Genomic DNA, 23,509 nt, shown 5'->3' on the forward strand with positions numbered 1-23,509 from the left:
TGTATTAAAGATTTATATCTTATTTTTTCTTTTTAACAGGAGTTCTGTTTTCGTTATCCAGTACTGCTGTTGAAATCTTGAACTGAATATCCATTTCGTTCTTGATGAAATAATCCTTTAGAGAAGACTGATAGAATACTTTGAAGTCTCTTCTGTTTAATGAGAATTTTGCAGACTCGATTACTACCGTAAACTGAGTGATATAAACATTTGCAGGGAAAGTAATCGTTTTTCTTACCCCTTTAATGGTAACATCTCCATACACTGTAGAGTTATACTCACTGTTTGCCAAAGGGATAATCTTTGTTAAATGGAATTTCGCCAGAGGAAATTTTTTAACCTCGAAGAAGTTGGTGCTTTTAAGATCGTTCGTAAGCTTCACCATATCTTCATCCTGATTGGAGACATCTCCCGCCATGAGCGACTTCATATCAATCACAAATTCACCGTCCACCAAAACTGTTTTATCGAAAGTGAACTTTCCACTTTTCAGTTTTACCGTTCCGGAGTGTGTTGTAGGTACTGTTTTTACAATCTTGTAACCCCACCATCTGATTTCTGATGACGTTACCTTTACCACTTTATCTCCTTTCTTCTGAGCGAAAACAAATGACATGCTTACGCACATCATAGCAAACAATAGTAATCTTTTCATTCTTTTTTATTTACAATTCAACAAAAATAAAAAAAAGTGTAGAACTTCTACACTTTTAACAATCTTTTTTTGATTAAATTATTTTGCTGTTACTTTTACAAGCAAATCCATATCATCTTTCACAAGAACATCTTGCATTGTAGACTTGTAAGCAACATCGAATTTCTGTCTGTCGATAGAGAATTTGTTTGAAACCAAGCTAACTGTTCCGTTTGCATAAGAAATCTTAGCCGGGAAAGAGATTGCATTGGTTTTTCCTTTTACTGTAAGGTTACCGGTAACTAAAGAAGAATACACTTTATCGTTGTTTTTCTTTACACCAGTAATTTTGAAAGTTGCAGTAGGGAACTTTTCAACCTCAAAGAAGTCTCCGTTTTTAAGGTGACCGTTCAGTTTTTGCTGATATTCACCGGAAAGGTCTGTAGCATTGATAGAAGTCATATCCAATACGAAAGAACCGCCTACCAATTGATTTCCTTTCATCACCATTTCACCAGACTTCACTTTTACAGTTCCATTGTGAGAGCTTGCTTCAGATTTTGCAATCTTGTATCCCCACCACTGAACATCAGAAGTTGCTACTTTTTTTGTCTGTCCGAATGCTAAACCACTAGCTAAAACTGCTAATAAAAATATTTTTTTCATTTGAATAAAAAGTTATTTACTTGTTTGTTATTTACTGATGCAAATGTAATCAACTTGTTTGATAGATTTTGTTGATGTACATCAATAAAAACAATTACACACATAAATAATATTGCCAATAAAAAACTCCGAATTTCTTCGGAGCTCAATCTTAATCTTGATAATAAGCGGTATACAGTGCCGCACCATTCAAGGCTGTATTTTTATTTTTATTCAGATAAATCGGAATGTTTCTCAACATTTCTTCCATCTTATCACTGATTTTATATTTTTCATAGAACTTATCTTTATTGATATATTCTGCAATTGCCTGAGGAATATCTCCTGAAATAAATAAACCTCCTGTAGCTTTCAGCTTTAAGGTTAGGTTATTCGCTTCTCTTGCCAGGAATTCCAGAAAGGTATCAAGCGCTATTTTACAGATCAGGACATCTTCTTCTATCGCAGCTTTGTATAGCTCTTCAACAAAATTTCCGTTCGCAAGACGGTCTGCAAGCCATTCCGGCTCCGGATGTCTTTTCACATCTCTCAAAAATCTGTAGATATTGAATAATCCTGCTTTAGACAGGACATTTTCCCAGCTCACGATTCCGTAAAGGTTATTTAAAAACTGATAAAATTCTACCTCAACGTTTGTTCTAGGGGAAAATTCTGAATGTCCACCTTCCGTTGCAAAAGGTCTTAGATATTTTCCGTCAAAGAAATATCCTGCTTCTCCTAAACCGTTTCCTGGCGCCAGGATGGCTACATTTCCTTTTTCAAGATGTCCGCTTGTGTAGATCGCATCAAGATCGTTGTCTTCCAAAAGCGCCATTCCGTACGCTGAGGATTCCTGATCATTCAGCATATCCACTTTTTCAAAATCGAAATCCCGTGTAAAATCTTCTACATCAAGATTCCATCCCAGTCTTGCAGGACTGCTTTTCCCGTTGATTACAGGTCCGGGAACTGCCATTCCCAGCCTTTTCACATTTTCCAATTGGTTATCCTGAATAAACTTCTTAAGAATATCAGTAAAAGAAGCATATACTTTGGTAGGATAATTATTTTGGATTTTAATCTCAAGACCTCCGTTACTGGAAACAAAATAGCCTAAAGTTGTACTATCTTCGCGAAGGTTTGCGCCAATGATAGAAACGTTATCATTGCTGCCGTTTTTTACTCCTGGTAAATAAAGCGGAAATTTTGGATTTAAAATCATAACCTCAAATTTTATCAAATATAATAATACTTTTCGTAAATTTTCGTTGTAAATAAAAAACCTTTTCAAAAAATCGAAAAGGTTTGGTTAATAATTGCTTATATTTTAATCTAACTACTTCCCTAATGGAATATTGTAAGAAAACCCTACTCCAATGTTTCCCACATTGTAGTCCTGATTCGGCAAATCGCCTTTGCTTCCTACAAATACTTTCTGATACTGAACAAAGAAATTCCAGTCCTGGTTGTGATAACCGATCTCTGGTTTAATATAGAAACCTCCGTCCGGTCTGTCAAGTGTAGTATTTGAAGCTACTTTTTCATCACCTACCAAAAATCCGTATCCTAAATCGGTACCGAAATAGAAACCAGTCTGTTTAGGATAAATTCTGATCAAAGCTCCTACTGGTACTACCCCAACATCATTATTATTATATCCGTTATTATCTTTACCAAAATAGTGAGTATATCCTGTTGCAATACCCAATCCGAATCCCGGAGTGATAAGGTTTTGGTAAGCAACATCCACTCCTACTGCCATAGAAGTATTGTCAGAAGGAACTGCTAAACCAACATTTGCTCCTACCTTAATCATATTATTCATCTGTGCATCCTGAGCACTCAGTGCTCCTGCAGTCAAAATTCCGGCAAATAAAATTGCTTGTTTAAACATTTTCATAACTCTGATTTTTTAAATTTTACTAAGCTGGAAGATGTAAAAATCGTGCCAACAAAGACTGCGTGTTTAACTTTAACATTGATCTGAATCACAAAATAATGAGTCTCAATAAATTAAAATTGAATTAAAATTAAATAAACGTTTAAGAAAATAGAGAATCAGCTATGATCTTTATTCAGCAGCTCTCTCTACACTGTACATAATGTTTGAAGCAATATTAACAATTCTTAATCCGTTATTATTTTAACCTTATTACACCAAAATCATCAAAAAACAAAGTATTACTATGATACCATTATCATTCATGCATAATAAACATCTTCTTTGGCGTGCCGGTTTTGGCGCAGGAATCAGCCAGTTTGAAGATCTTCATAAAAAGGATATTAAAGATTTAATCAATGATTTATTTAAGGAAGAAACTTTTCTTTACATTAATTATAATACGCCTGATATCGCTGAAAACGGCGATTATATGAACGATAAATCTCCAGCGGAAAAGAAAAAGGAAATACAGAAAATCAATCGTGAGCAAAACGAAGAACTTAATCTGAATTTTCTTGATAAGATGGTTAACAGCAAAGAACAGATGAGAGAAAAGATGGCATTTTTCTGGCACGGACATTTTGCTTCAAGAGTTCAGAATCCGAAATTCAACCGACAGATTTTAAATGTCATCCGTAAAAATGCGCTGGGAAATTTCAAAGACCTTTTATTTGAAATAAGTCAGGCTCCTGCCATGCTGAACTTTTTAAATAATCAACAAAATAAAAAAGGTCATCCCAATGAAAACTTTGCCCGTGAAGTGATGGAGCTTTTCACGATGGGAAGGGGAAATTATACTGAAAAAGACATTCGGGAAGGCGCAAGAGCGTTTACCGGATGGGGGTATGATAAAGATGGAAATTTTATTGAAAGACCCAAACAGCATGATGAAGGCATAAAAACCTTTCTCGGAAAAACAGGAAATTTCACAGGAACGGACGCTTTGAATATTATTCTTGAACAAAAAGCCACTTCAAAATTCATCACCACAAAAATTTACAAATTCTTCGTGAACGAAAATGTGGATGAAACGATCGTCAATAAGCTAAGCGAGAGTTTTTATCAATCCAGTTATGACATCAAAAAGCTCATGAAAGATATTTTTTCGAGTTCATGGTTTTACGATCAAAAAAACATAGGAAACAGAATAAAATCTCCCATAGAATTGATGGCCGGAATGATGAGAACGCTTCCGATGAATATTCAGAATCCTGAAAATTTGATTGTTTATCAGAAACTATTAGGGCAGACTCTTTTAAATCCGCCGAACGTCGCAGGATGGCCAAACGGAAGATCGTGGATCGACAGCTCAACCTTAATGTTGAGATTACAGATCCCTCAAATTTGGTCGGGTTTGCGTCCGCTCGATTATCGACCGAAAGAAGATGACGATATAGATATGGGGTTAAAAAACAATCCTAATATTTTAGCAAAAAGCTTTAAAAACCCGAATATCACAATCGATTGGGCAAGAGTAGAGAAGACTTTCAACGGTAAAAATGTGGAGGATTATCTAATTCAAAATCCAAAATCTTTGGACATGAGTTCGGTGAAAAATTTCTCCGACAACACCGTGAAAATGAATGTCATCAATCTCATGTCAACCCCTGAATATCAATTAATGTAAGGTAACAAGTTGCAGATTTTAGCTATTAGCTTTACCTGCAACCTATCATCTTTAACCTAAAACCTAACGTTTATGTTAATCAAAAGAAGAGAATTTCTAAAAATAAGTTCATTGGCTACCGCATCATTGTTGATGCCTAATTTCCTGAAAGCAATGACATTTAATGACGCCTTGGAACCGAATCAAAAAATATTAGTTGTACTACAATTCACAGGCGGAAATGATGGTCTGAATACAATTATTCCGACAAAAAACGATATTTATTTCAAAGAAAGAAACTATATTGCGATTCAGAATTCACTGCAATTGACGGACGAAGCAGGAATCAATCCTGCCCTCTCCTATTTTAAGGAATTGTATGACAATGGCCAGCTCTCCGTGATGAATAATGTCGGGTATCCCAATCCCGATAAATCCCATTTTAGAAGCATGGATATCTGGCATTCCGCAAGTAAAAGCGACGAATATCTGGAAACAGGCTGGCTGGGAAGATTTTTGGATGAAGAATGCTACAAATGCGACCATCCTACTCAGGCTTTGGAGGTTGACGATATGCTGAGTTTAGCTTTAAAAGGTGAAAATAACAAAGCATTTGCCTTTAAAGATCCAAAAAGATTGTATCAGACAAGCCAGGAAAAATATTTTAAGTCGTTATACGATCATCATCATGATGACGAAACGGTTTCCTATTTATATCAGACTTTAGGCTCGACCATCAATAATGCAGGATATATTTTTGATAAAAGTAAAGCAAAGAAAACAGAACAGACGTATCCCAATTCACAATTAGGAAAAGATTTCAAAACCGTTGCCTCATTGATTAAATCTGATATTAACACGAGAGTTTATTATTTATCCATCGGAAGTTTCGATACGCACGTGAATCAAAATGAAAGACAGCAAAAATTGTTCGGAGACATCAACGAAGCTGTAAAATCTTTCGTTGCTGATATGAAAAGCGATGGACTTTTCGACAATATTTTATTAATGACGTTCTCTGAATTTGGCCGCCGCGTTGCCCAGAATGCAAGTAACGGAACCGACCACGGAACGGCAAACCAAATGTTTTTCATCAGTGGCGGACTAAAGAAAAAAGGACTTTTAAACGCTCTTCCCGATTTAACAAAATTGAATGAAGGAGATTTAATTTATTCCGAAGATTTCAGAAAAGTCTATGCTACGATTCTTAAAAACTGGCTGAAAGCAGATTCTTCGAAAGTGCTGGGCTGGAAAAACGGGATTTACGATTTTATCTAAAAAAATAGACTGTTGCAAAATGAACAGTCTATTTTTTTAATTTCAAATTTAAACTACTTTTACGTTGATGCAGGAAGCTGTTTGGGCTCTGCTGCCTGTTGTTTTTTATCTATTTTTTCTGATATTTTCTTGACAACATATTCTATCACCAAAGGGGCTACTATTGCGATGACGGCTTTTAATATTCTTGATTTCATAACGTTATTTTTTATATTTCAAGAAATACAATTTCTGAGCCATAATAATTTTAGTCTTCATCGTCAATCACCAGATTTTCATAGTTTTTTCCGGCTGCCTTAAATTTTTCCTGTAGCCGAAGCCTTAATTTTCTGGGTTTATGAACAACCAGACATTCTCCAAAACCGAGCAGAAGTCTTTCTAATTCATAATTGAGCTGCACACAAATTTTAAAAATGGTTCCCTCATTAGATTCGCTCACAATTTCCTGACTTGCATGGAAGGGTTTCGTTTTTACGTACGGTGCATTAGAGGAATCCACGAAAAACACCACATTTCTTGGAGCCATTGTTGGCGAAACGCTTACCCCCACAATATCTTTAAAATATTCGTCGCCATCAAGGTTCATATCAATATAATCAATCTTTTCTTCAGTCTGAATGTTTTCCATTCTATCCAAAGCCAGATTGTAAACGTATTGCTTATTAGAACATATTAAAAACCAACGGTTATTAAATTCCTTCAACAGCTGCGGATGAACAATATAAGAATCTGATTGTCTGGCTTTAAAACTTTTATATGTTATGTTTAAAACTTTCTTATGCAAAATCGCATCATACAGGGCATCAATATGCTCCAATCCCTTCAGCTGTTCATTTTTATCCAGATGAATGATTGATTTCTGGTTGGTCGAATGAATAGAATCCTCCAGTTTCTGGATCACCCCGTTCATCTCTTTAAACATTGAAAAATCCTTGAACTGTTTTAAGATCTGTACGGCATTATTCATCGCCTTCAGGTCGCTTTCATTCACCGAAATATTATGAATACTGTACTCAGGATCGCTGTATCGATAATATTTTCTTTCATAAACTTCAATCGGCGCTTCATACCCGAATTTTTCGCTCCGCATATTCTGCAAATCCAGCTGTACCGTACGTTTGCTTACGAAAGATTCTTTACCTTCAAACTCAAACAGTGCTTCGGAACATTCGTCGATCAGATCTTCCAAAGTGTATTTCCTGTATTTATTTTTAAGGCATTTATCCAATGTTTTGTATCGGATTAAAGCATTTTTATTGGATGACATTTTGTTGAATTTTAAATTAGCATCAAGGGTAAAATACATTTAAGGTCTGCACTTCACCCTAAAAAAAGGTTAATCACTGTGACTTTTTCTAAAAACAATTATTTCCACTCTTCTCCTGTAATCGTTTTAAAAAAATGGTCGGTTGAATAAATTTGCCCCTCATATACAAAGCTTTTCAAAAACGGATTTATTTCGACCTCATAATGTTCTAAGCCATTTGGATAAATTCTGAACTTTATTTTCAAAACTTCTTCATCAATTTCCTCAATACCATCGAGATTGAAGATTGAAATCACAGGAATAATTTCCTCACCCGTCATTACATTTTCCAATCCGAAACCATTAATCCATAAAGACATCCTGAATTCATTGAGTTCCGTAATGAGTTTGATTTTCCCATTGCAAAATATTTTTTCCTGTCTGTATTCCATTATTAAAGCTTTAGTTTTTCTCCTGAAAAGCAGGCGAATCTCAATTTATTTTCTTTTCAAAGCCTTTCCTTCAAAAGAAATCCCGTCCCAACCGAATTTGATAAAATTTCTGATATTCTGATGATCCGTTCCGTCAGGATTTTTCAAAACATCTTCTCTGTAAAATTCTCCAAAAAGATTCAACGTATCTTCTTTCGACAAATTATTCAGTTGAGCGTAACTGAAAACTTTACAAGAACCATTATTCTGATTTTCTTCATTGACCGTATTTCCATTCGTAAATTTCGTTGGGGTAAAGTCGTAATTCTCGTCAATATGAGCAATTACGTCTTTAAATTGAATCGTTTCAGGTGAATTTTTTAACTGTTCTGTCATGATATTTTTTTATGTATTTTCTGTATTTCTGCGTCCAGATTTTGCCAGCAGTTCTGGCTCCAGATTCTGACGTATTCAAAACCTGCATTTCGGACTATTTTTTCTTTATGTAAATCTTCCAGATATCCAAGATTCCCGGAATATTTCTCTTTGCTCATCGCTTCAACAATAATTGACTTTCCGTTTTCGTTTTCAATCAGAATATCAAATTCATACCCTCCGAAATGATGTTTTTTTAACATATTTAATTGAGGAAAATCTTGCTGTAATCGATCATAAATAACATCAATAAAACCATTGGAAACTGTATTTCTCTTCGAATGATCAACATATCCTAATTGATCCAAAGTATCCAGAATTTCCAATCTCTGGCTTTCATTTTTATCGCTTACTGATTTACAATACGCCAAATAAGCATACAATACTGCCTTTCTGTTATTGGAACCTTCCTGTTGCAAAGCTTCTTTATAATTTGAGAAAATCTCTTCGGGAATCGAATTACACACATAGATTTTTTCCTTTGCTCTGGTGATAATTACATTCAGCAGTTTATAACCTTTCGTATGATTGATCGGTCCGAAACTCTGGATAAATTTTCCGCCGGGCTTTCTTCCGTAAGTCGTCGACATGATGATAATATCCCTTTCATCACCCTGAATATTTTCAAGATTTTTGATGAATAGCCCTGCCGCTTCCAATCCCTGAATTTTTTCTTTAAAAATTTCATTTCCGGGAAGATTGATCTGCTGAACAATTTGTCTTTTTATATAATTTCGTTGAGAAATATTAAAGGTCGCAATGCCTACCGAAGGATAATTTCCATCTTTCAAAGGCTGAATATTTTGTAAAATCTCCAGTACTTTTTCCGCTTCTTCTTTATTTGTATGATCATCAAAAATTCCATCTACCTGAAAGAATTCAATCGGTAACGTTTCAGATTTTGTCGGAAGAGGCTTCAAACGTGAATTATAGAACGCATGATTCGAAAAATCAATCAGATAAGGATGCTTGGAACGGTAATGAAAATCCAGATGATTCTTTTCAAACTGGCTTTCAGTGGCAAAATCCAGCAATGATTCGATATTCAACAAAGAATTTTTATAAGTGATGACCTCATTTTCAGATTCAATATCGTCTTCATCTTCAATCACTCCATCGAAAACCTTACTGAAATAATTCGATGGCGGCATCTGATGTTCATCTCCGGCAATAATGATATTTTTTCCTTTCAGCATCGCCGGAAGGTTATCTTCCAGTTTCAACTGACTGGCTTCATCAAAAACCACATGATCAAAATAAAAATTCTTCCCCTGAAAAAGATTGCTGCACGCATCCGGAGTGGTCAGAATAATCGGAAAAAAATTAGTGAAAAGATCAATATCTTTCTGAACAATTTGTCTCAACGTCAATCTTTTGTGGTTGATACTGCTTCTTTTATTATAAAGATTGGCAACCGTAATGTCTTTATTCGTCTGCTCAAATTTCTTTACTGCATTCTGCTGAGAATCATTCCAGAAATACTGAATAAAATTCTGCTGAGAAGCTCCGTATTGCTTGATTTTCCTTGTAATTTCTTCGTAATTTCTTTCGCTAAAATTAAGTTTAGTATCAGAATATTTGCTCAACAATAGCGGAAAGTAAGCAGAATAAAAAGTAGCTTTCCAATCATTAACTGAATACAATTTTTCCAATATTTTTTTCTGAAAAATAGTCAGTGGCTGACTAAAATAAAACCAGTTAAATTCCTTTAGCAAAGGATTTTCAGGATGATTTCTGTACGATCTGTATCGGTCTAAAACAGAAATTAAATAGTTATCAAAGCTTTGATAGGTATTTCCAAAATTCAGATCTTTGATCCATTGATCATTCGAAATACTTTTCTTCAATTGCTGAATGCGCTGAGAGATCATTTCCGTTTCTTTTCCTGAAATCACAGGATCAAATACATTCAGGAAATCTATCGTATTGAACTGCTCTTCCAGCTTAGCAGAAAACTCCGCTTGTAGATTTTGTGTTTTCTGACGGTAATTCAGGATTTCATTTTTATTGTTCCAGCGATTATCAGATAGCTCAATTGACGGGAAAAATTCGCTTAAACTGATCTGTTTAATGGTCGAACTGATTTCCAGTAATCTTTTCTGATTGCTGATTTTCTTTTTCTTAGCAGAAGAAAACAAAGCCATGAATTTATAGAAAAATCCATTGGTAATTTCCTGATGAAATTCTTCAGAATTTTGATTCAAAACGGAGGTAATGACTTCCGTTTCGTTGATTAACAAAGATAATTTTTGAAAATTCTGAGCAAAATCCAGTTTTCTTTTTTCTTCATAAACAGGCTTAAAATCGATTATTAAAGATTGAATTTCATCCCACATTTTTTCATAATTCTGAAAAGAAGTATCTAAATTTTGTAAACTGTTATGAAAATTCTCGCTAATCAGTTTTTCAGGAGTAAGAAAAGATGATTTTTCAAAAGGTTTGTATTCTTCATACACTTCTTTTCCTTTTTCCAATACATATTCAATATCTTTAAACTCCTCTTCCGAAAAAGAAAACTGAAGATCCTGAAGGTTAATATTTTCTTTTGTTTCATTGAATTTCAACAGATCACCTACAATTTCAGTCAGGTTTTTTCCGGGAATCAAATCTGAGTTTAATAATTCATGAACTTCGTTGATCGTTATTTTATGTTGCAGAATTCCTGTCAATTGATCTTGTAAAGACTGAATTGAATAAGGCTGCCCAGCTTTTCTAAAGTCAGCAGGATCAATGGTATTTCGAACCGCATCCACCACAGGTTTTCTGTCTGAAACACTGTCTTTAATCATAATACAGTATCGTTCCAAACCCAGTTTATGAAGCGCACTATACAAAACTTCCAATGCCGTTTGCTTCTCACAGACCACAATCGTTTTCTGCTTATTTTCCAGCGCATTCACCAAAACGGCCGTTAGGGTCTGACTTTTTCCTGTTCCCGGAGGCCCCTGAATCAGGATTTTCGTCTGCGATTTTAATGATTCTAAAATTCCCTGCTGCGAAGGATCGGTTTCAATGGATGTTATGGATTGGAAATCAGCTTTTATGGCGTTTTCAAGAGGTTTAAATTCTCTTTTTAACGATTCATAATCATTGATGATATTCTGTTTCTGGACTTCAAAAATGGAGAAAACACCGGATTTAATGATAATTGCGTCACCTTTATTCTGAAGCTGGTCTTCATAAGAAGCTTTAGATTTAATTAATGGAATTTCCTCATAATTATTTAAGATAAAATCAAGATTCTGCGTGATTTTAAGCTGACCTAATAATGTTTGACAGATCTCCAGTAGTTCAGACTTATCTATTTTTCCGTCGGCAAGCATTTCCTCAGGAATCTGCTCCAGCGTAATTCCTGAATCACTTTGTAAATGATTGATTAAAACTTCATTCACATAAATCGGATCATCTTCCGTTCGGCTGATTTCCCAGGTATTCAGTTCGTTGACAGGTTTGATCGTAACAGACCAGATCAAAACAGGCGACGCGGAAATCTGCCCGTCCATATCTTTTCTAATCAGAATCGGAAAACCGAAACCCAAAGAATTAATTCCTTTCTCCGATTGTATCACATCATTTTGGAAAATGAGATTTTCCAGACTGGCAGACAGTTTTTCTAACGCTGCATTCTTGGTTTTATCTTTAACAAGAGAAATTTCGGTCGTATTTTTTTCAATTTCTGTATTCTCATCATGCGATAAATAAATACTGTCATTTACCGCTTCTTTTGGAACCTCATCGGAAATTTTATCGTGGATGGAGAATTTAAAATTAACATTTTTCTGCGTTAAAAGATTAATAATAAAATGCTCGGGAAGACTTTTATGAATTTCTGAAAGTCGGGCAAGATCAAATTTATATCTTGAACTTCCGGGAATAGCATTTAAATGAACACCTCTTCTATTTCCTGTTTTCAGTTTGTTTTGAAATGCCTGAAATATTTCCGGATTTAAGTTTTCCATCATGCGTAAAAATAATTTTTGAATAAAAATATAAAATTTTTCTAATACGCAAAAACACTGCACACTTTAGTTCTTACTTTGCATCAACAAAATAACCTTGTAGCTTAAAAGGAAAAGCCTGCGGAAAAATTTCGTATTCGTAGAGTTTGAGGATATTCCGGTTAGACCTGCGCGGACTAATGGGTAGAGTTTACAGAAGCACCGAAACTTCTTAGGGAAAAAGTAGGGAAGCGTATTTACAGCCTCAATGCCAATCTGGAATGTGAGTTCGAATCTCATCAAGGTTACAAAATGAATAACGTCCACTCTTCGCAGCCCGACTTGAACGGAGCTCTTTTTGAGTAACGAAGTGGAGCAAAAAAGCGGGAGTGGAAGGCGGTTAACAGCTGCCCAAATAACAAAATAAAAATGAATACAATGAACGGAAACGATTTAATTGCTTTAGGATATAGACCAGCAAAATGGTTTGCTGAAGCGATTGCGCATATCAATGAAAATAATTTAGATGAAAATCAAATCACTGCATATTTAGAACAATTCAAACAACCGGAACTGATTCCGCTTCATGAAACAGCAAAAGATTTTGTCATCAACATCCGAGCTGAACATGAAAGTGAAAACGATAACGTGGAAAAAGTAATCAACACCATGAAAGTTCTGATGAAAACACCGACTTTGGTTGCCGGAGCGATTATGCCTGATGCCTGTCCTACAGGTCCGGTGGGTCAGATTCCGGTTGGTGGAGTTGTTGTGGCGAAAAATGCGATTCATCCGGGATTCCATAGTGCAGATATCTGTTGTTCGGTGATGTTGACGGATTTTGGAAAAGCAGATCCTAAAGAAGTTTTGGATGCCGCCCATTCCATCACGCATTTCGGATACGGAGGAAGACCGAGAGGTGAGCAAATGGAAATGTCTCAGGAATTGATGGATGCTTTCAGAGCGAATGATTTCCTGAATGATGAGAAATTAATCAGCATCGCCCGTTCTCATATGGGAACGCAGGGTGATGGAAACCATTTCTTATTTGTCGGAATTTCGAAGAATACCGGAAATACAATGTTAGTGACTCACCACGGTTCAAGAGCTCCCGGAGCTGCTTTGTATGATAAAGGAATGAAGGTTGCCAACCAATTCAGAATAGAAAATTCTCCTGAAACATTGAGAGAAAATGCCTGGATTCCGTATGATTCCGAAGAAGGAAAATCATATTGGGAAGCGCTGCAATTGATAAGAACATGGACAAAAGAAAACCATATTTCTATTCATGATGCGACCTTACATAAGTTAGGAATCGAGAAAGAAGATCGATATTGGAACGAACATAATTTCGTTTTCAAAGACGGAGATTTGTTTTACCACGCAAAAGGAGCAACGCCTTTGGATGATAAATTTATGTCGGATATTACGGGACCAAGATTGATTCCTTTGAATATGTCAGAACCTGTTTTGATTGTGAAAGGAACCACCAACGAAAGAAATTTAGGTTTTGCGCCACACGGAGCGGGAAGAAATTTCAGCAGAAGTCAGCATAAAAAATCTTTGGCTCATAAAACGATTGAGGAAATTTTTGAAGAAGAAACAAAAGGACTTGATGTTCGTTTCTTCTCGAATGAAATCGATATTTCCGAACTTCCGACCGCTTATAAAAGTGCTAAAAACGTAAGAGCACAAATTGAAGAATACGGACTTTGCGAGGTTCTGGATGAAGTGATGCCTTACGGATGTATTATGGCGGGGGATGTGCAGAAGAATGCGCCCTGGAAGAAAAAGAAGAAGTTTAGAAAATAGTGAGAAGATTACGGGTTGCCGTAATCTTTTTTTGTTTAGAAATCATATATTTATAAAAACAAAAAACCATGAAAATAGAGTCTATTTATATAAATAATTTTAGGCTACTCAAAGATTTTAAATTAGATTTAGAAGATTCACTTTCCTTAGTTCTAGGTAAAAACAATATTGGTAAAACTTCATTGGCAAAAGTCATCAACTCCTATAGGTGAAATAATTCCGAACACATTACCAATAATTAAATAAAATCTCTAAATCAATTATTATGAATAACAATTACGAAAACTTAGTAAAAAAATTTCAATCATTTCAAGAAAATGATCCTTTTAAAAATTATATGCAATTATTAAATATATGTGATGTATTATTAAATGATTTTCCAAATGAATTAAGACAAGAACCTTTTTATAGTTTTACCTTAGATGTAATAAATCAATTAATGGAGTTAAGAATTGATATTGGTTTAAAAAAGATGTATGATGGAACTGATTTAGATTTAGAAATCATTATAAGAGAAATGAATTTATTAAAAAAAGTTGTTCCAAGTGATGAAAAAATGCAGAAAGTAATAAATCGTCTTTTCAGGGGGTAATCATTTCTTAACTGCAATTGTCAGTACTCGGATTTATAAATATTATGATGTTATTCTACACCGCTGCGCAAAGTCTCCCGACTTTGAGCAATATCAGCCTAAACAATTTTTCTTAAACTTATCCTGTTTTGAGAATCTCTCCACTTTGAGCAAAAATTAAAACAATAATAATGAAAGAAGGCTATACTATAAAAGATCAGGAAAAACCGTAACATTACATATATTCCTAAGCAAGCAATTATGCAAATGACAACAAAGGATTATTAAAAGTTGAACTGGCTGATAATCCTATATTTGATGTAACAAAAAGAATGAATTTTGGAAATATAATAAACTATGATGAATAATAGTTTGTTCAAAGGCGGGAGACTTTGCGCAGCGGATAAATATGGCAATAAAATTATTCTTCCTGAAAAGCGGATTTACCAGTTTAAAGAAAAAAATCTTGATCCTAGATTAAAAAAATGGTTACGTGATAAAGGAGTAGATGAAGTACGAGAAGGTAAATAATAAAAAAAGAAAAAAAATGAGCTATTTTAACGGTACATTAATATTATTAAAAGATAAAAAAGATCCAAAATTATTCATGTTGGACTTTAATGAAAATTTAAAATCTATAGATGTCTTATTTCAAAAAAGTAATTATGAAACAATCATTTTTAATGACAGTAGAAATGAGGAAGAAAAAGAACCAATTGAACTAAATAAATCAATGACACATGAACACATAATAAATTTAGTATGCTCTTGGAAAGGTTTGGGCTTGCTTACATATAGACACCAGGATTTTGAGTATGAGGTATGGATAAATTATCTAACTTGGGATGATGAATATATTTATGGTTTTGTTTTATTTTTTGCACCGAAAGATACTATATATGAAGACAATAGACATGAAAAATTAATATTTAAAATATCTGAATTTGTTGATTATAAATATGTTGTTGGGGATATTAATGAAGAATCTAAAAACTATATAAGTATGGAAGAAGATTTGGATGAAATAGAAGAACATATTTTAAAAAGCTCTTTTGAAATAGATAGTAGAAATTGGTAAAATAAAAAATGAAGTAACAGACTCCGCAATTGACTTTTGGTCTTACGGAGTCTTTTTAATTTTGGCTATTACAGAATAATTCACAAAAAATATGTCACACTTTACAACAGATATTTTAATTGTAATCGAAGAAACAAAACCAACAATCATTGTTGAATTTATACATCAGATTTTACAACAAAATAAATTTAATATACAAACAAATGATTTATCTTTTTTTTGTTTAGATGAATTACAAAACGATGAACATCTTGAAAAAGATTATGATATTGGTCGAGAAGTTCAAAATCCGGTAGAAGATTTGGAGAAATTAAAATCTCATCCAGGCGGAGCAATTAGCTATGAAACTATAAAAAAAGAAAGATTGTTAGTTGGTTTTACTTCTACGAATGATATAACAATAAATGGAATTACTTTTTATATAGATCCCCATTTTGCAGAGAGGAATAAAGATTTATTTGATAATATTATTAAAAATATAAAAAAAGTATTTAATATTCACGGTATAATAAAAGGCAATGATATTTTTGATAATTTAAGTGAAGAAACAGAAATTGAAAATATCTTAAATGGAAAAATTAATGAAAAATATAAATATGTCATTGATTAAATAAAACCTTGCAAAAAGCAAAGCTCTAATTAAAGATTCCCCCGCCGCCCAAAGTCTCCCGACTTTGAGCAATATCAGCCTAAACAATTTTTCTTAATTTTATTCTGTTCTGAGAATCTCTCTACTTTGAGCAAAAATTAAAAATAATACTAAATGAAAGAAGACTATACTATAAAAGATCAGGAAAAAGCACAACATTACATCTACTCCTCAACAAGCAATTATGTAAATGACAAAGGATTATTAAAAGTTGAATTGGCTGATAATCCCATAATTGATGTAACAAAAAAGAATGAATTTTGGAAATATAATAACTATGATGAATAATAATTCGCACAAAGTCGGGAGACTTTGCGTAGCGGGGATATTTGGCTAAACGATTTATTTAAAATAAAGTAACTATGAAAGAAATAAAAGAATTGTTAGATTTTTTATTTAAAAAAGAACAAGAAGCAATTTATTTAGGAGAAAAAAAAGGAGAATTTGATAATTATAATAAATTGGCGAAAGAAATAAAATCTTACATGAAAGACGTTACTGTGGGGTTTGGTTTGCCCATATTAACAAGTCCTAAACCTGATATATTTTATGAAGATGAGCCCGCAAATCCCGTTTCTCGCCATTTATTCAAAGTAAGTGAATATAATAATGAAAAATATAGTACAGTTTGGACATGTTATGTTTCTATCCCTAATCCAAGTGCTACTACTAAAAAGATAACAAATTGTTTTTTAGTGGCGAAAATAGAAGATAATCTAAAAGTAATAGCAAAAATGGGTGTTGAGCCAGATACACGCAAATGGAAGTTTTATGGAGGTGATGAAGATGAAAGCTTACGTTTACATAATCTGGGTAAACCTGTAAAAGTAGAACGTTATTTAGAGCCAACTGATGAATGGAGTTTAGAAGAATATTTAAAAGATAAATAAATCCTTAAAATACATTATAAAAGCGAGGTTTCTATTTTTAAAGACTCAGCTCTCCGAAGTCTCCCGACTTCGGATTTTTTTTCAAGAAAATAATTAACCAAAATTTACTCTCACCGCTGAGCAAAGTCTCCCGAGTTTGAGCAATGTCAAGCCTAAACAAATTTTCTTAAATTTATCACGTTTCTGAGAGGCTCCCGACTTTACACAAAATTTAAAAACAATAAATAATGAAGAAGGCTAAACCGCACTTTATTACTTTCAAAAGAAAAGTTTATAAAGATATTTTAGATTATTGTATAAAAGAAAGAGGAATGATATTATATAGCTACTAATCATGAGCAATCACATTCATTTTGGGGAATTGTTTTCCCGTTACAAATCTAAAGGAGCAGATTTTTGAAAAAAATCGTATCGAGAAGTTGTTGAATTTAGGATTTAAATTTTTATCATAGACAGGTTCTCAATACATCTTTTCTTCACTTTGTTACGAAAAAATACTTGAACTGACGGATCTAATAACAAAATTTTGCAAAATGCACAAGGGGTATATAAAAACAATAAATGTAGAAGATAAAAATAGTCTAAATGAGATTATTTGGTTAAATAATAATGAAGTTTATAAAGCTCAATATAGATATTTAAATAAATCTCATGCCGATATTTTAGGATACCACTTCGTTAAATATCCATATGCACAGGTAGATATTTTCGAGTTTTTAAAAAAAGAGAAAAATATTATTATTAATATGTGCTATTCATATTCTAAAGAAGATAAAGCTAATATTAATTCAATAAGTAAACTTTATTTTTTAGAAAATGATTTAATTGATGAAATGTTAATCAAAGAAGAATGGCTAAACGTTGAAACTTCAGAATTAGGAACGATACAAAAATTTATTTATAATACAGATGGTAATATGATTTATCTGCTCGAATATTTGTCAAATGGAAAATTGATTCATATAATAAACTTTTTAGATAATGAAGATAATATCAATGATTTTGATAATCCTTTAGAAAGAATTGATTGGTCTCAAGTAATTTGTTTAAAAAACCCGACAGAATATTATTCTGATGGATTAATTTAAAATCCTTTTTGCCCGGAAGAAAACCAGCTCTCCGAAGTCTCCCGACTTCGGAGTTTTTTTACAGAAAAGCTGCCCACCCGATCGTGCGGATTTGCAATCCGCACATCCCCAACTTAACATAACATCCTAAAAATCAAAATATTTCCACAAACCCTACCACACATTCAAAATAATTTCTATATTTGAATCACTAACCCAAAACACAATTGATATGTCAAGCACCTCAGAAGTGGGTCACGCTAAAAATGTAGCGAACCTTCAAAAAATTATTCAACAAGTTTCTACCTACACCCTTTACAACCCACCCATTGCCGACATTACAGTAGCAAGTCTTCAGACTTTATACACCGATGCCAATGCAAAACTGACAGAAGTCGGTGACAAACGAAACGCTAATAAAAACGCCATCGTTGCCCGTCAGACTGCTTTTGAAAATTTGAGTTCCACCTGTACCAGAATCATCAATGTATTGGAAATTGTGGGCTTACCGCAGGGAACTTTAAACCAGGCAAGATCTTTAACCCAGACTATTCAGGGCAGTTCAAGGAAGAGCAACACTCCGATTGAAGAAGGCAAAGAAGCACCTAAAACCTCATCCACTTCCCGACAGTCTTTCACCTCAAAAGCTGAAAATTTCGGTCTGCTATTACAATTGCTTTCTACCCTACCCGCTTACACACCCAATGAAGACAACATCAAATTACAAAACCTCAGCACCTATCACGACTCATTAAAAGCGGCAACCCTAGCCGTAGACCAAACCGAGTCTGAGCTGAACACCAAAATCATAGAACGCGACAGAATTCTTTATGCAGAAGAAACCGGAGTCTATGCCATCGCTATAAAAATTAAAAAATACGTAAAAAGTTTGTACGGAGCCACTTCCCCGGAATATACCACAGTCTCCGCCATCGAATTTACCAAAAGATAATAATTCGTATTTAAAATCGAAAAATATTGAATGACAGAATTTCAATATTTTATCAAAGTAAAGTTGCATTTTTAGGATGTAACTTTATTTTTTTGCAATGTAGTTTCACTTTTTCCCGATGTCATTCTACATTGGCACGATGTAGTTTCACATTCTTCCGATGTAGTTTTACTTTCTTGCGTTGTAACTTTACATTTTTGCCTTGTAGTTTTACATTGTTGCAACGTGATTCCACATTCTTCCGATGTAGTTTTGCTTTCTTGCGTTGTAACTTTACATTTTTGCCTTGTAGTTTTACATTGTTGTAATGTGATTCCACATTTTTACTTAGTAAACTTCTATTCTCTTATTACAAAACCTTTTGGAGATTGTTCTTTTTCTAAAGCTAATGCGGACTTTAATTGTTCTTTTGAAAATCTGGAAAAAGATCGTTTGATCAAACATACTCCGTAAAAAGATTGCGCAGGTAATTTATTATTTTGTATCATAAATTAAAAAACAATGACACCAAAAATAGTAGAAAAACTAAAAGAAGTCGAGGAAAAACGCGGCATAGAAATACTTCTTGCCGTAGAATCCGGAAGCCGGGCCTGGGGTTTTGCTTCGCCAGACAGCGATTACGACATACGGTTCATATACCGACACGAAAAAGACTGGTATCTTTCGCCGTGGGACAAAGATGAAACCATAGAATTCATGACCGAAGACGATCTGGACGGTTCCGGATGGGACCTGAGGAAAACTTTTCATTTGCTTTTGAAGTCGAATGCGGCTCTATTAAGCTGGTTCTACTCTCCTATCGTGTATGTGAAAAATGAAAAATTTTATGAACTATTCAAACCTTTGGCAGACGAATGCTTTTCCCCAGTCGCTGTATTTTATCATTACTCAAGCATGAGCAAAAAATATTTGGAAGCCTGCAGAACCGACGAAGTAAAATTAAAATCGTATTTCTACTGCCTTCGAACAACTTTAACCGGAAAATGGATACTGGAAAAAGGAACCGTTCCGCCAGTTTTATTCAGTGAATTATTAGTTTTAGTGGATGATTTTACCAGAACAAAAATAGAAAATTTAATAGCCTTAAAAGTAACAAAAGGAGAATCTTATTATCATCCGAATGACTGGGAATTGTTTGGATTTTTAGAAAAAATGATATGGGATAATGAGGAAAAAGCGAAGGGCTTGAAAGGCGGAAATACGGATAAAAAAGAGATGGAAAAGGTTTTTAGGGAAATATTAGCCCTATAAATTAGAATAAAAATATGAAACAATTATCTGAAAGAGCTTTGCGGTTTGTTGAAAAATTAGGGAAAAGTCAAGACTTTGAAATTGATTTAGAGATTGTAGAAAAACATTTAAGATTGTATGACATTCAAAGCTATCCTGAAATTATAAGTTTTCAGAAAAATTTTTCAGGACTTAATCTTCAGAACATCGTCATTCATATTTTTACATCTAAACAAATAAAAGAAAATAAAGGAGTAAATACCTATCATTGGAAAGGGCAAACTTTGTTTTCTATAAACGACAGCCTTTATATTGCAGAAAACGGAGAAATTGCCGTCAGAGATTGCGGTTGTGATTCTTATGACTTTTATTTTTATTACGAAAGTTTTGCAACATTTATAGAGCAGCAGGCATTTTTTGAAAAACATAGATATTACAAGAAGCTTCCTTCCATTTTCTATGAAATTCAAAATATAGAAGAATTTTCAAAATCTATGTCCGGTTATGATTTTTTAAAAGAGTGTTCAGATAAATATAATCTTATATGGAGAAACGGGGTAAATCTTGTCCATGCCACAAACTCTTCAGACATTTGGAGTGTCGTTTTTGATAGTATTTCAGAACAAAACCGCTATGATTTAGTCAATAAATTGAAAGAAAAACATTTAATATCATGAAAAATATAATTGCCCTGTCTCCCATGTACACGGAAGACAGCAACAATCTGAAAAAAGCATCGATCAATTCACCTTACGAGCTGAGCCGTTTTAATGCCAAATGGAATGTTCCCGAAGAATTTCGTGCAGATGTAATTGCAGTGTATGGCGAAGATATTTACGCAGAAATTGTTGCGGAACAATGTCATTTAACATTAACAAAACCCGATGACAACTGGCTTTCGAAGATTTCAGAAGAGTTTACAAAACGTAAAATTTCTTACGGACAATTGAAGGATTTTGTACATGAAGAAAATATTTTCATTAAATGTTCTGATTTTAAAAGTTTTAAAGCCGGAGTTTTCGATAAAGTAACCCATATCAAAGGTTTCGATACGTTAGATTTAGAAATTACGGTTTTCACTTCGGAAGTTGTGGAATGGGAACTTGAAGTGAGATGTTTTGTTTTAAATAATGAAATAAAAACTCATTCTTCGTATTGGCGAAACGATGCTTTCGACACCAGTCCGCTTTCCGAAACGGAACAAAATAATCTTTTTGAGTTTTTCAATAATTTCATGAAACAATATTCCGAAACGCTGCCAAAAGCAATAGTTTTGGATTTTGGAATCATTAAAGGAAAAGGTTGGGCTTTGATTGAAGCGAATCCGGCTTGGTGCTCCGGTTTGTATGATTGTGATGCGGAGAAGGCTTTGGAGGTGGTTGTGGAGAGTTGTATTAAAAATTAGACGATTACGGGAATGCGTAGTCGTTTTTCATAAATAGAAAACATATTTGTTTCTTGGAAAATTGTGTTAAATATTAATATATTAGAAAAAACTAAAAACCATGAGTTTTAAATTAATAGCAATAAGACCTTTAGATGGCTGCAACAAAAAATTTCTTAAAAACCTAATACCCAATCAAATTTATAAGTTTTATAATGAATATGAATTCTATATAGCAGAAAGTCAAATTACTAGCCCTATTAAAGGAGATATTACTAGAATCGAATTTAGCTCATCTGTTCCTGAAAACCTTTACTATCAAGGTAATGATGAGGATAAAACAAAAATTAATATTTCCGCTATCGTCGGCAAAAATGGAAGTGGAAAAAGTGCTTTAATAGATCTATTCATTGCATTTACAAATAACTTAGCATTTCTACAGGAATTTCAAGTTAATTATGACGGATATGAAGATGTTATCAAGTTAGAATATTTAGAGAATATAAATATTGAGGTCTATTATGAAATTAATAGCATTATATATAAAATAAAATTAATACAAAAGGAACAACTAGTTAAAGAAGTTTTGAAATTAGAAAATAAAACATTTATTCCTTTTTTAAAGAATGATAAAGAGTTAATCGAATTATTTTTCTTCCACACTAATGTAACAAATTATTCTATTTGGGCATATAACCATCATGAAATGGAAAACTTTATAAATTCCCTTTTTCATAAAAATGATGCATATCAAATACCTATAGTACTAAATCCATATAGGCAACAAGGTGGTGTAATTAATCCACAAAGTGAGAAAGGATTAGCACAAGACAGATTGCTATTTAATATTTTACAACCCAACGAAAATGCATTAAGAATAACCGAAAATTTAAATCTATTAAAGATTGAGTTAAAATTGAAAAATGTCGATTTTACAGAATATTCAATGTACAGAGAGAAAAAAGGAAAATCTGTATATCAAATTAAATACAAAGAATTCAGACAAGCAATTGATAAAGAAAATCAGACAAAATCTATTTTAAAAACATTATATACTTACTATGATTTAGATTATAATGATTATCAAAACAATACATGGAAAACTATTAATGAGTATTTAATTTATAAAACGATAAAAATCTCCACAAGATATGATGAGTTCCAAAAGTATCTTGATATTGAGAGTCGTCAATTTTACAAAGATACTTTTACTGAATTTCTTACAGATTTTTCAACAGATAAATCACACATTACACAAAAAATTAGACAATGTCTCAATTTTATAAAGTTTCATGAAAAATTAAATATTGATCTATCTACTCAAGAATTAGATCCAATTACTTATTCGAAAGATATACATGAACTCATTAAAGACAAAGACAACATTTCAATTTTGGATCTAATACCGCCTCCTATTTTCACAATTGAACTATTATTGTCAAATAATCTAACATTGGGAGATTTAAGTTCTGGGGAAAAACAAATGATTTCAAGTGTGCAATCAGTATTATATCATTTGAATAATTTATACTCAGTTAGAGAAAAAGAAGGAAAAATAAAATATAATAATTTTAGGTATTGTTAAATTAAAATATCTAATTGGTTATTAAGTTTTAAAAATAATAGCTTTAATGAGTTCTCTAACATATATTGTTTTTTAGAATAACACTTTGTCTTTCTTTTAAATCTTGCCAAATAATGTCTGATTCTGGAATTGTAAC

Annotated in this window: 25 protein-coding genes and 1 pseudogene; 16 read left to right on the plus strand and 10 right to left on the minus strand. The window is 33.2% G+C overall.

Features of this window, described 5'->3' with window-relative positions; all coding sequences use genetic code 11:
• Window positions 1-19 precede the first annotated feature (19 nt).
• The 4 genes from BUA89_RS21575 to BUA89_RS21590 all read right to left on the minus strand — a co-directional run bounded on the left by BUA89_RS21575 (window position 20) and on the right by BUA89_RS21590 (window position 3,179).
• Window positions 20-655, minus strand: coding sequence for a YceI family protein (locus BUA89_RS21575; protein ID WP_072963901.1), 636 nt, complete (start codon window positions 653-655; stop codon window positions 20-22).
• Between the two features lie 78 nt (window positions 656-733).
• Window positions 734-1,300 carry a YceI family protein gene (locus BUA89_RS21580; RefSeq protein WP_072963903.1) on the minus strand — a complete coding sequence of 189 codons (567 nt, stop codon included), beginning with the start codon at window positions 1,298-1,300 and terminating at the stop codon, window positions 734-736.
• A gap of 151 nt (window positions 1,301-1,451) precedes the next feature.
• Window positions 1,452-2,501: a glucokinase gene (locus BUA89_RS21585; protein WP_072963905.1), complete on the minus strand. Its 1,050-nt coding sequence runs from the start codon at window positions 2,499-2,501 to the stop codon at window positions 1,452-1,454.
• A gap of 114 nt (window positions 2,502-2,615) precedes the next feature.
• Complete coding sequence (locus tag BUA89_RS21590; RefSeq protein ID WP_072963906.1) at window positions 2,616-3,179, minus strand: hypothetical protein; 564 nt, start codon at window positions 3,177-3,179, stop codon at window positions 2,616-2,618.
• Between the two features lie 286 nt (window positions 3,180-3,465).
• Between BUA89_RS21590 and BUA89_RS21595 the strand changes: the two genes are divergently transcribed.
• Together BUA89_RS21595 and BUA89_RS21600 are read left to right on the plus strand one after the other, a co-directional pair.
• Window positions 3,466-4,848, plus strand: a complete 1,383-nt coding sequence (locus BUA89_RS21595) for a DUF1800 domain-containing protein (protein ID WP_072963908.1) — start codon at window positions 3,466-3,468, stop codon at window positions 4,846-4,848.
• Window positions 4,849-4,920: 72 nt separating this feature from the next.
• On the plus strand, window positions 4,921-6,105 hold the full coding sequence (locus BUA89_RS21600) for a DUF1501 domain-containing protein (protein WP_072963910.1): 1,185 nt from the start codon (window positions 4,921-4,923) through the stop codon (window positions 6,103-6,105).
• Between the two features lie 59 nt (window positions 6,106-6,164).
• On the opposite strand, the gene BUA89_RS23235 is transcribed toward BUA89_RS21600, so the two are convergent.
• The 5 genes from BUA89_RS23235 to BUA89_RS21620 form a co-directional block, all read right to left on the minus strand.
• Window positions 6,165-6,302, minus strand: coding sequence for a hypothetical protein (locus BUA89_RS23235; RefSeq protein WP_178362490.1), 138 nt, complete (start codon window positions 6,300-6,302; stop codon window positions 6,165-6,167).
• A gap of 50 nt (window positions 6,303-6,352) precedes the next feature.
• Window positions 6,353-7,372 carry a helix-turn-helix transcriptional regulator gene (locus tag BUA89_RS21605; RefSeq protein WP_072963942.1) on the minus strand — a complete coding sequence of 340 codons (1,020 nt, stop codon included), beginning with the start codon at window positions 7,370-7,372 and terminating at the stop codon, window positions 6,353-6,355.
• Window positions 7,373-7,470: 98 nt separating this feature from the next.
• Window positions 7,471-7,803 carry a hypothetical protein gene (locus BUA89_RS21610; RefSeq protein WP_072963912.1) on the minus strand — a complete coding sequence of 111 codons (333 nt, stop codon included), beginning with the start codon at window positions 7,801-7,803 and terminating at the stop codon, window positions 7,471-7,473.
• A gap of 45 nt (window positions 7,804-7,848) precedes the next feature.
• The gene (locus BUA89_RS21615; protein ID WP_072963913.1) at window positions 7,849-8,181 is read right to left on the minus strand and encodes a HopJ type III effector protein; all 333 of its coding nucleotides are present in this window, start codon (window positions 8,179-8,181) and stop codon (window positions 7,849-7,851) included.
• Window positions 8,175-12,179, minus strand: coding sequence for an AAA domain-containing protein (locus BUA89_RS21620; protein WP_317043412.1), 4,005 nt, complete (start codon window positions 12,177-12,179; stop codon window positions 8,175-8,177). The genes BUA89_RS21615 and BUA89_RS21620 overlap by 7 nt, the downstream gene beginning before the upstream one ends.
• Window positions 12,180-12,593: 414 nt before the next feature.
• On the opposite strand from BUA89_RS21620, the gene BUA89_RS21625 reads away from it, so the two are divergent.
• The 14 genes from BUA89_RS21625 to BUA89_RS21690 all read left to right on the plus strand — a co-directional run bounded on the left by BUA89_RS21625 (window position 12,594) and on the right by BUA89_RS21690 (window position 23,373).
• On the plus strand, window positions 12,594-13,967 hold the full coding sequence (locus tag BUA89_RS21625; RefSeq protein ID WP_072963947.1) for an RtcB family protein: 1,374 nt from the start codon (window positions 12,594-12,596) through the stop codon (window positions 13,965-13,967).
• A 68-nt stretch (window positions 13,968-14,035) separates the two neighbouring features.
• Complete coding sequence (locus tag BUA89_RS23540; RefSeq protein WP_083531758.1) at window positions 14,036-14,179, plus strand: AAA family ATPase; 144 nt, start codon at window positions 14,036-14,038, stop codon at window positions 14,177-14,179.
• Between the two features lie 53 nt (window positions 14,180-14,232).
• A complete protein-coding gene (locus BUA89_RS21635; RefSeq protein WP_072963915.1) occupies window positions 14,233-14,559 on the plus strand; it encodes a hypothetical protein in 327 nt (108 codons plus the stop codon).
• Window positions 14,560-14,895: 336 nt separating this feature from the next.
• The gene (locus tag BUA89_RS23240; protein ID WP_178362491.1) at window positions 14,896-15,069 is read left to right on the plus strand and encodes a hypothetical protein; all 174 of its coding nucleotides are present in this window, start codon (window positions 14,896-14,898) and stop codon (window positions 15,067-15,069) included.
• Window positions 15,070-15,085: 16 nt separating this feature from the next.
• Window positions 15,086-15,616, plus strand: a complete 531-nt coding sequence (locus tag BUA89_RS21640) for a hypothetical protein (RefSeq protein ID WP_143152419.1) — start codon at window positions 15,086-15,088, stop codon at window positions 15,614-15,616.
• Window positions 15,617-15,707: 91 nt separating this feature from the next.
• Window positions 15,708-16,226, plus strand: coding sequence for a hypothetical protein (locus tag BUA89_RS21645; RefSeq protein WP_072963920.1), 519 nt, complete (start codon window positions 15,708-15,710; stop codon window positions 16,224-16,226).
• A gap of 153 nt (window positions 16,227-16,379) precedes the next feature.
• Window positions 16,380-16,553 (plus strand): hypothetical protein, encoded by a 174-nt coding sequence (locus BUA89_RS21650; protein WP_178362492.1) that lies wholly within the window; start codon window positions 16,380-16,382, stop codon window positions 16,551-16,553.
• Window positions 16,554-16,627: 74 nt separating this feature from the next.
• A complete protein-coding gene (locus tag BUA89_RS21655; RefSeq protein WP_072963922.1) occupies window positions 16,628-17,155 on the plus strand; it encodes a hypothetical protein in 528 nt (175 codons plus the stop codon).
• 533 nt (window positions 17,156-17,688) lie between these two features.
• Window positions 17,689-18,243, plus strand: a complete 555-nt coding sequence (locus BUA89_RS21660) for a hypothetical protein (RefSeq protein WP_072963924.1) — start codon at window positions 17,689-17,691, stop codon at window positions 18,241-18,243.
• A 211-nt stretch (window positions 18,244-18,454) separates the two neighbouring features.
• Window positions 18,455-19,174 (plus strand): hypothetical protein, encoded by a 720-nt coding sequence (locus tag BUA89_RS21665; RefSeq protein ID WP_072963926.1) that lies wholly within the window; start codon window positions 18,455-18,457, stop codon window positions 19,172-19,174.
• 501 nt (window positions 19,175-19,675) lie between these two features.
• Window positions 19,676-20,425, plus strand: coding sequence for a nucleotidyltransferase domain-containing protein (locus tag BUA89_RS21675; protein WP_072963931.1), 750 nt, complete (start codon window positions 19,676-19,678; stop codon window positions 20,423-20,425).
• A gap of 14 nt (window positions 20,426-20,439) precedes the next feature.
• Window positions 20,440-21,081, plus strand: coding sequence for a hypothetical protein (locus BUA89_RS21680; protein WP_072963933.1), 642 nt, complete (start codon window positions 20,440-20,442; stop codon window positions 21,079-21,081).
• Complete coding sequence (locus BUA89_RS21685) at window positions 21,078-21,809, plus strand: ATP-grasp domain-containing protein (protein WP_072963936.1); 732 nt, start codon at window positions 21,078-21,080, stop codon at window positions 21,807-21,809. The genes BUA89_RS21680 and BUA89_RS21685 overlap by 4 nt, the downstream gene beginning before the upstream one ends.
• A gap of 100 nt (window positions 21,810-21,909) precedes the next feature.
• The gene (locus BUA89_RS21690; protein WP_072963938.1) at window positions 21,910-23,373 is read left to right on the plus strand and encodes an ATP-binding protein; all 1,464 of its coding nucleotides are present in this window, start codon (window positions 21,910-21,912) and stop codon (window positions 23,371-23,373) included.
• Here the strand turns inward: BUA89_RS21690 and BUA89_RS22810 are convergent.
• Window positions 23,370-23,509, minus strand: a pseudogene (locus tag BUA89_RS22810) (IS1 family transposase); the annotation flags it as partial. The gene BUA89_RS21690 and the pseudogene BUA89_RS22810 overlap by 4 nt on opposite strands.

The sequence above is a fragment of the Chryseobacterium arachidis genome (assembly GCF_900129245.1).
Classification (GTDB): Bacteria; Bacteroidota; Bacteroidia; order Flavobacteriales; family Weeksellaceae; genus Chryseobacterium; species Chryseobacterium arachidis.

What these genes read in the sequence shown, in the direction of transcription:
- BUA89_RS21575 (WP_072963901.1), bottom strand. Translation starts at nt 655, where the DNA reads ATGAAAAGATTACTATTGTTTGCTATGATGTGCGTAAGCATGTCATTT.
- BUA89_RS21580 (WP_072963903.1), bottom strand. Translation starts at nt 1,300, where the DNA reads ATGAAAAAAATATTTTTATTAGCAGTTTTAGCTAGTGGTTTAGCATTC.
- BUA89_RS21585 (WP_072963905.1), bottom strand. Translation starts at nt 2,501, where the DNA reads ATGATTTTAAATCCAAAATTTCCGCTTTATTTACCAGGAGTAAAAAAC.
- BUA89_RS21590 (WP_072963906.1), bottom strand. Translation starts at nt 3,179, where the DNA reads ATGAAAATGTTTAAACAAGCAATTTTATTTGCCGGAATTTTGACTGCA.
- BUA89_RS21595 (WP_072963908.1), top strand. Translation starts at nt 3,466, where the DNA reads ATGATACCATTATCATTCATGCATAATAAACATCTTCTTTGGCGTGCC.
- BUA89_RS21600 (WP_072963910.1), top strand. Translation starts at nt 4,921, where the DNA reads ATGTTAATCAAAAGAAGAGAATTTCTAAAAATAAGTTCATTGGCTACC.
- BUA89_RS23235 (WP_178362490.1), bottom strand. Translation starts at nt 6,302, where the DNA reads ATGAAATCAAGAATATTAAAAGCCGTCATCGCAATAGTAGCCCCTTTG.
- BUA89_RS21605 (WP_072963942.1), bottom strand. Translation starts at nt 7,372, where the DNA reads ATGTCATCCAATAAAAATGCTTTAATCCGATACAAAACATTGGATAAA.
- BUA89_RS21610 (WP_072963912.1), bottom strand. Translation starts at nt 7,803, where the DNA reads ATGGAATACAGACAGGAAAAAATATTTTGCAATGGGAAAATCAAACTC.
- BUA89_RS21620 (WP_317043412.1), bottom strand. Translation starts at nt 12,179, where the DNA reads ATGATGGAAAACTTAAATCCGGAAATATTTCAGGCATTTCAAAACAAA.
- BUA89_RS21625 (WP_072963947.1), top strand. Translation starts at nt 12,594, where the DNA reads ATGAACGGAAACGATTTAATTGCTTTAGGATATAGACCAGCAAAATGG.
- BUA89_RS23540 (WP_083531758.1), top strand. Translation starts at nt 14,036, where the DNA reads ATGAAAATAGAGTCTATTTATATAAATAATTTTAGGCTACTCAAAGAT.
- BUA89_RS21635 (WP_072963915.1), top strand. Translation starts at nt 14,233, where the DNA reads ATGAATAACAATTACGAAAACTTAGTAAAAAAATTTCAATCATTTCAA.
- BUA89_RS23240 (WP_178362491.1), top strand. Translation starts at nt 14,896, where the DNA reads ATGATGAATAATAGTTTGTTCAAAGGCGGGAGACTTTGCGCAGCGGAT.
- BUA89_RS21640 (WP_143152419.1), top strand. Translation starts at nt 15,086, where the DNA reads ATGAGCTATTTTAACGGTACATTAATATTATTAAAAGATAAAAAAGAT.
- BUA89_RS21645 (WP_072963920.1), top strand. Translation starts at nt 15,708, where the DNA reads ATGTCACACTTTACAACAGATATTTTAATTGTAATCGAAGAAACAAAA.
- BUA89_RS21650 (WP_178362492.1), top strand. Translation starts at nt 16,380, where the DNA reads ATGAAAGAAGACTATACTATAAAAGATCAGGAAAAAGCACAACATTAC.
- BUA89_RS21655 (WP_072963922.1), top strand. Translation starts at nt 16,628, where the DNA reads ATGAAAGAAATAAAAGAATTGTTAGATTTTTTATTTAAAAAAGAACAA.
- BUA89_RS21660 (WP_072963924.1), top strand. Translation starts at nt 17,689, where the DNA reads ATGCACAAGGGGTATATAAAAACAATAAATGTAGAAGATAAAAATAGT.
- BUA89_RS21665 (WP_072963926.1), top strand. Translation starts at nt 18,455, where the DNA reads ATGTCAAGCACCTCAGAAGTGGGTCACGCTAAAAATGTAGCGAACCTT.
- BUA89_RS21675 (WP_072963931.1), top strand. Translation starts at nt 19,676, where the DNA reads ATGACACCAAAAATAGTAGAAAAACTAAAAGAAGTCGAGGAAAAACGC.
- BUA89_RS21680 (WP_072963933.1), top strand. Translation starts at nt 20,440, where the DNA reads ATGAAACAATTATCTGAAAGAGCTTTGCGGTTTGTTGAAAAATTAGGG.
- BUA89_RS21685 (WP_072963936.1), top strand. Translation starts at nt 21,078, where the DNA reads ATGAAAAATATAATTGCCCTGTCTCCCATGTACACGGAAGACAGCAAC.
- BUA89_RS21690 (WP_072963938.1), top strand. Translation starts at nt 21,910, where the DNA reads ATGAGTTTTAAATTAATAGCAATAAGACCTTTAGATGGCTGCAACAAA.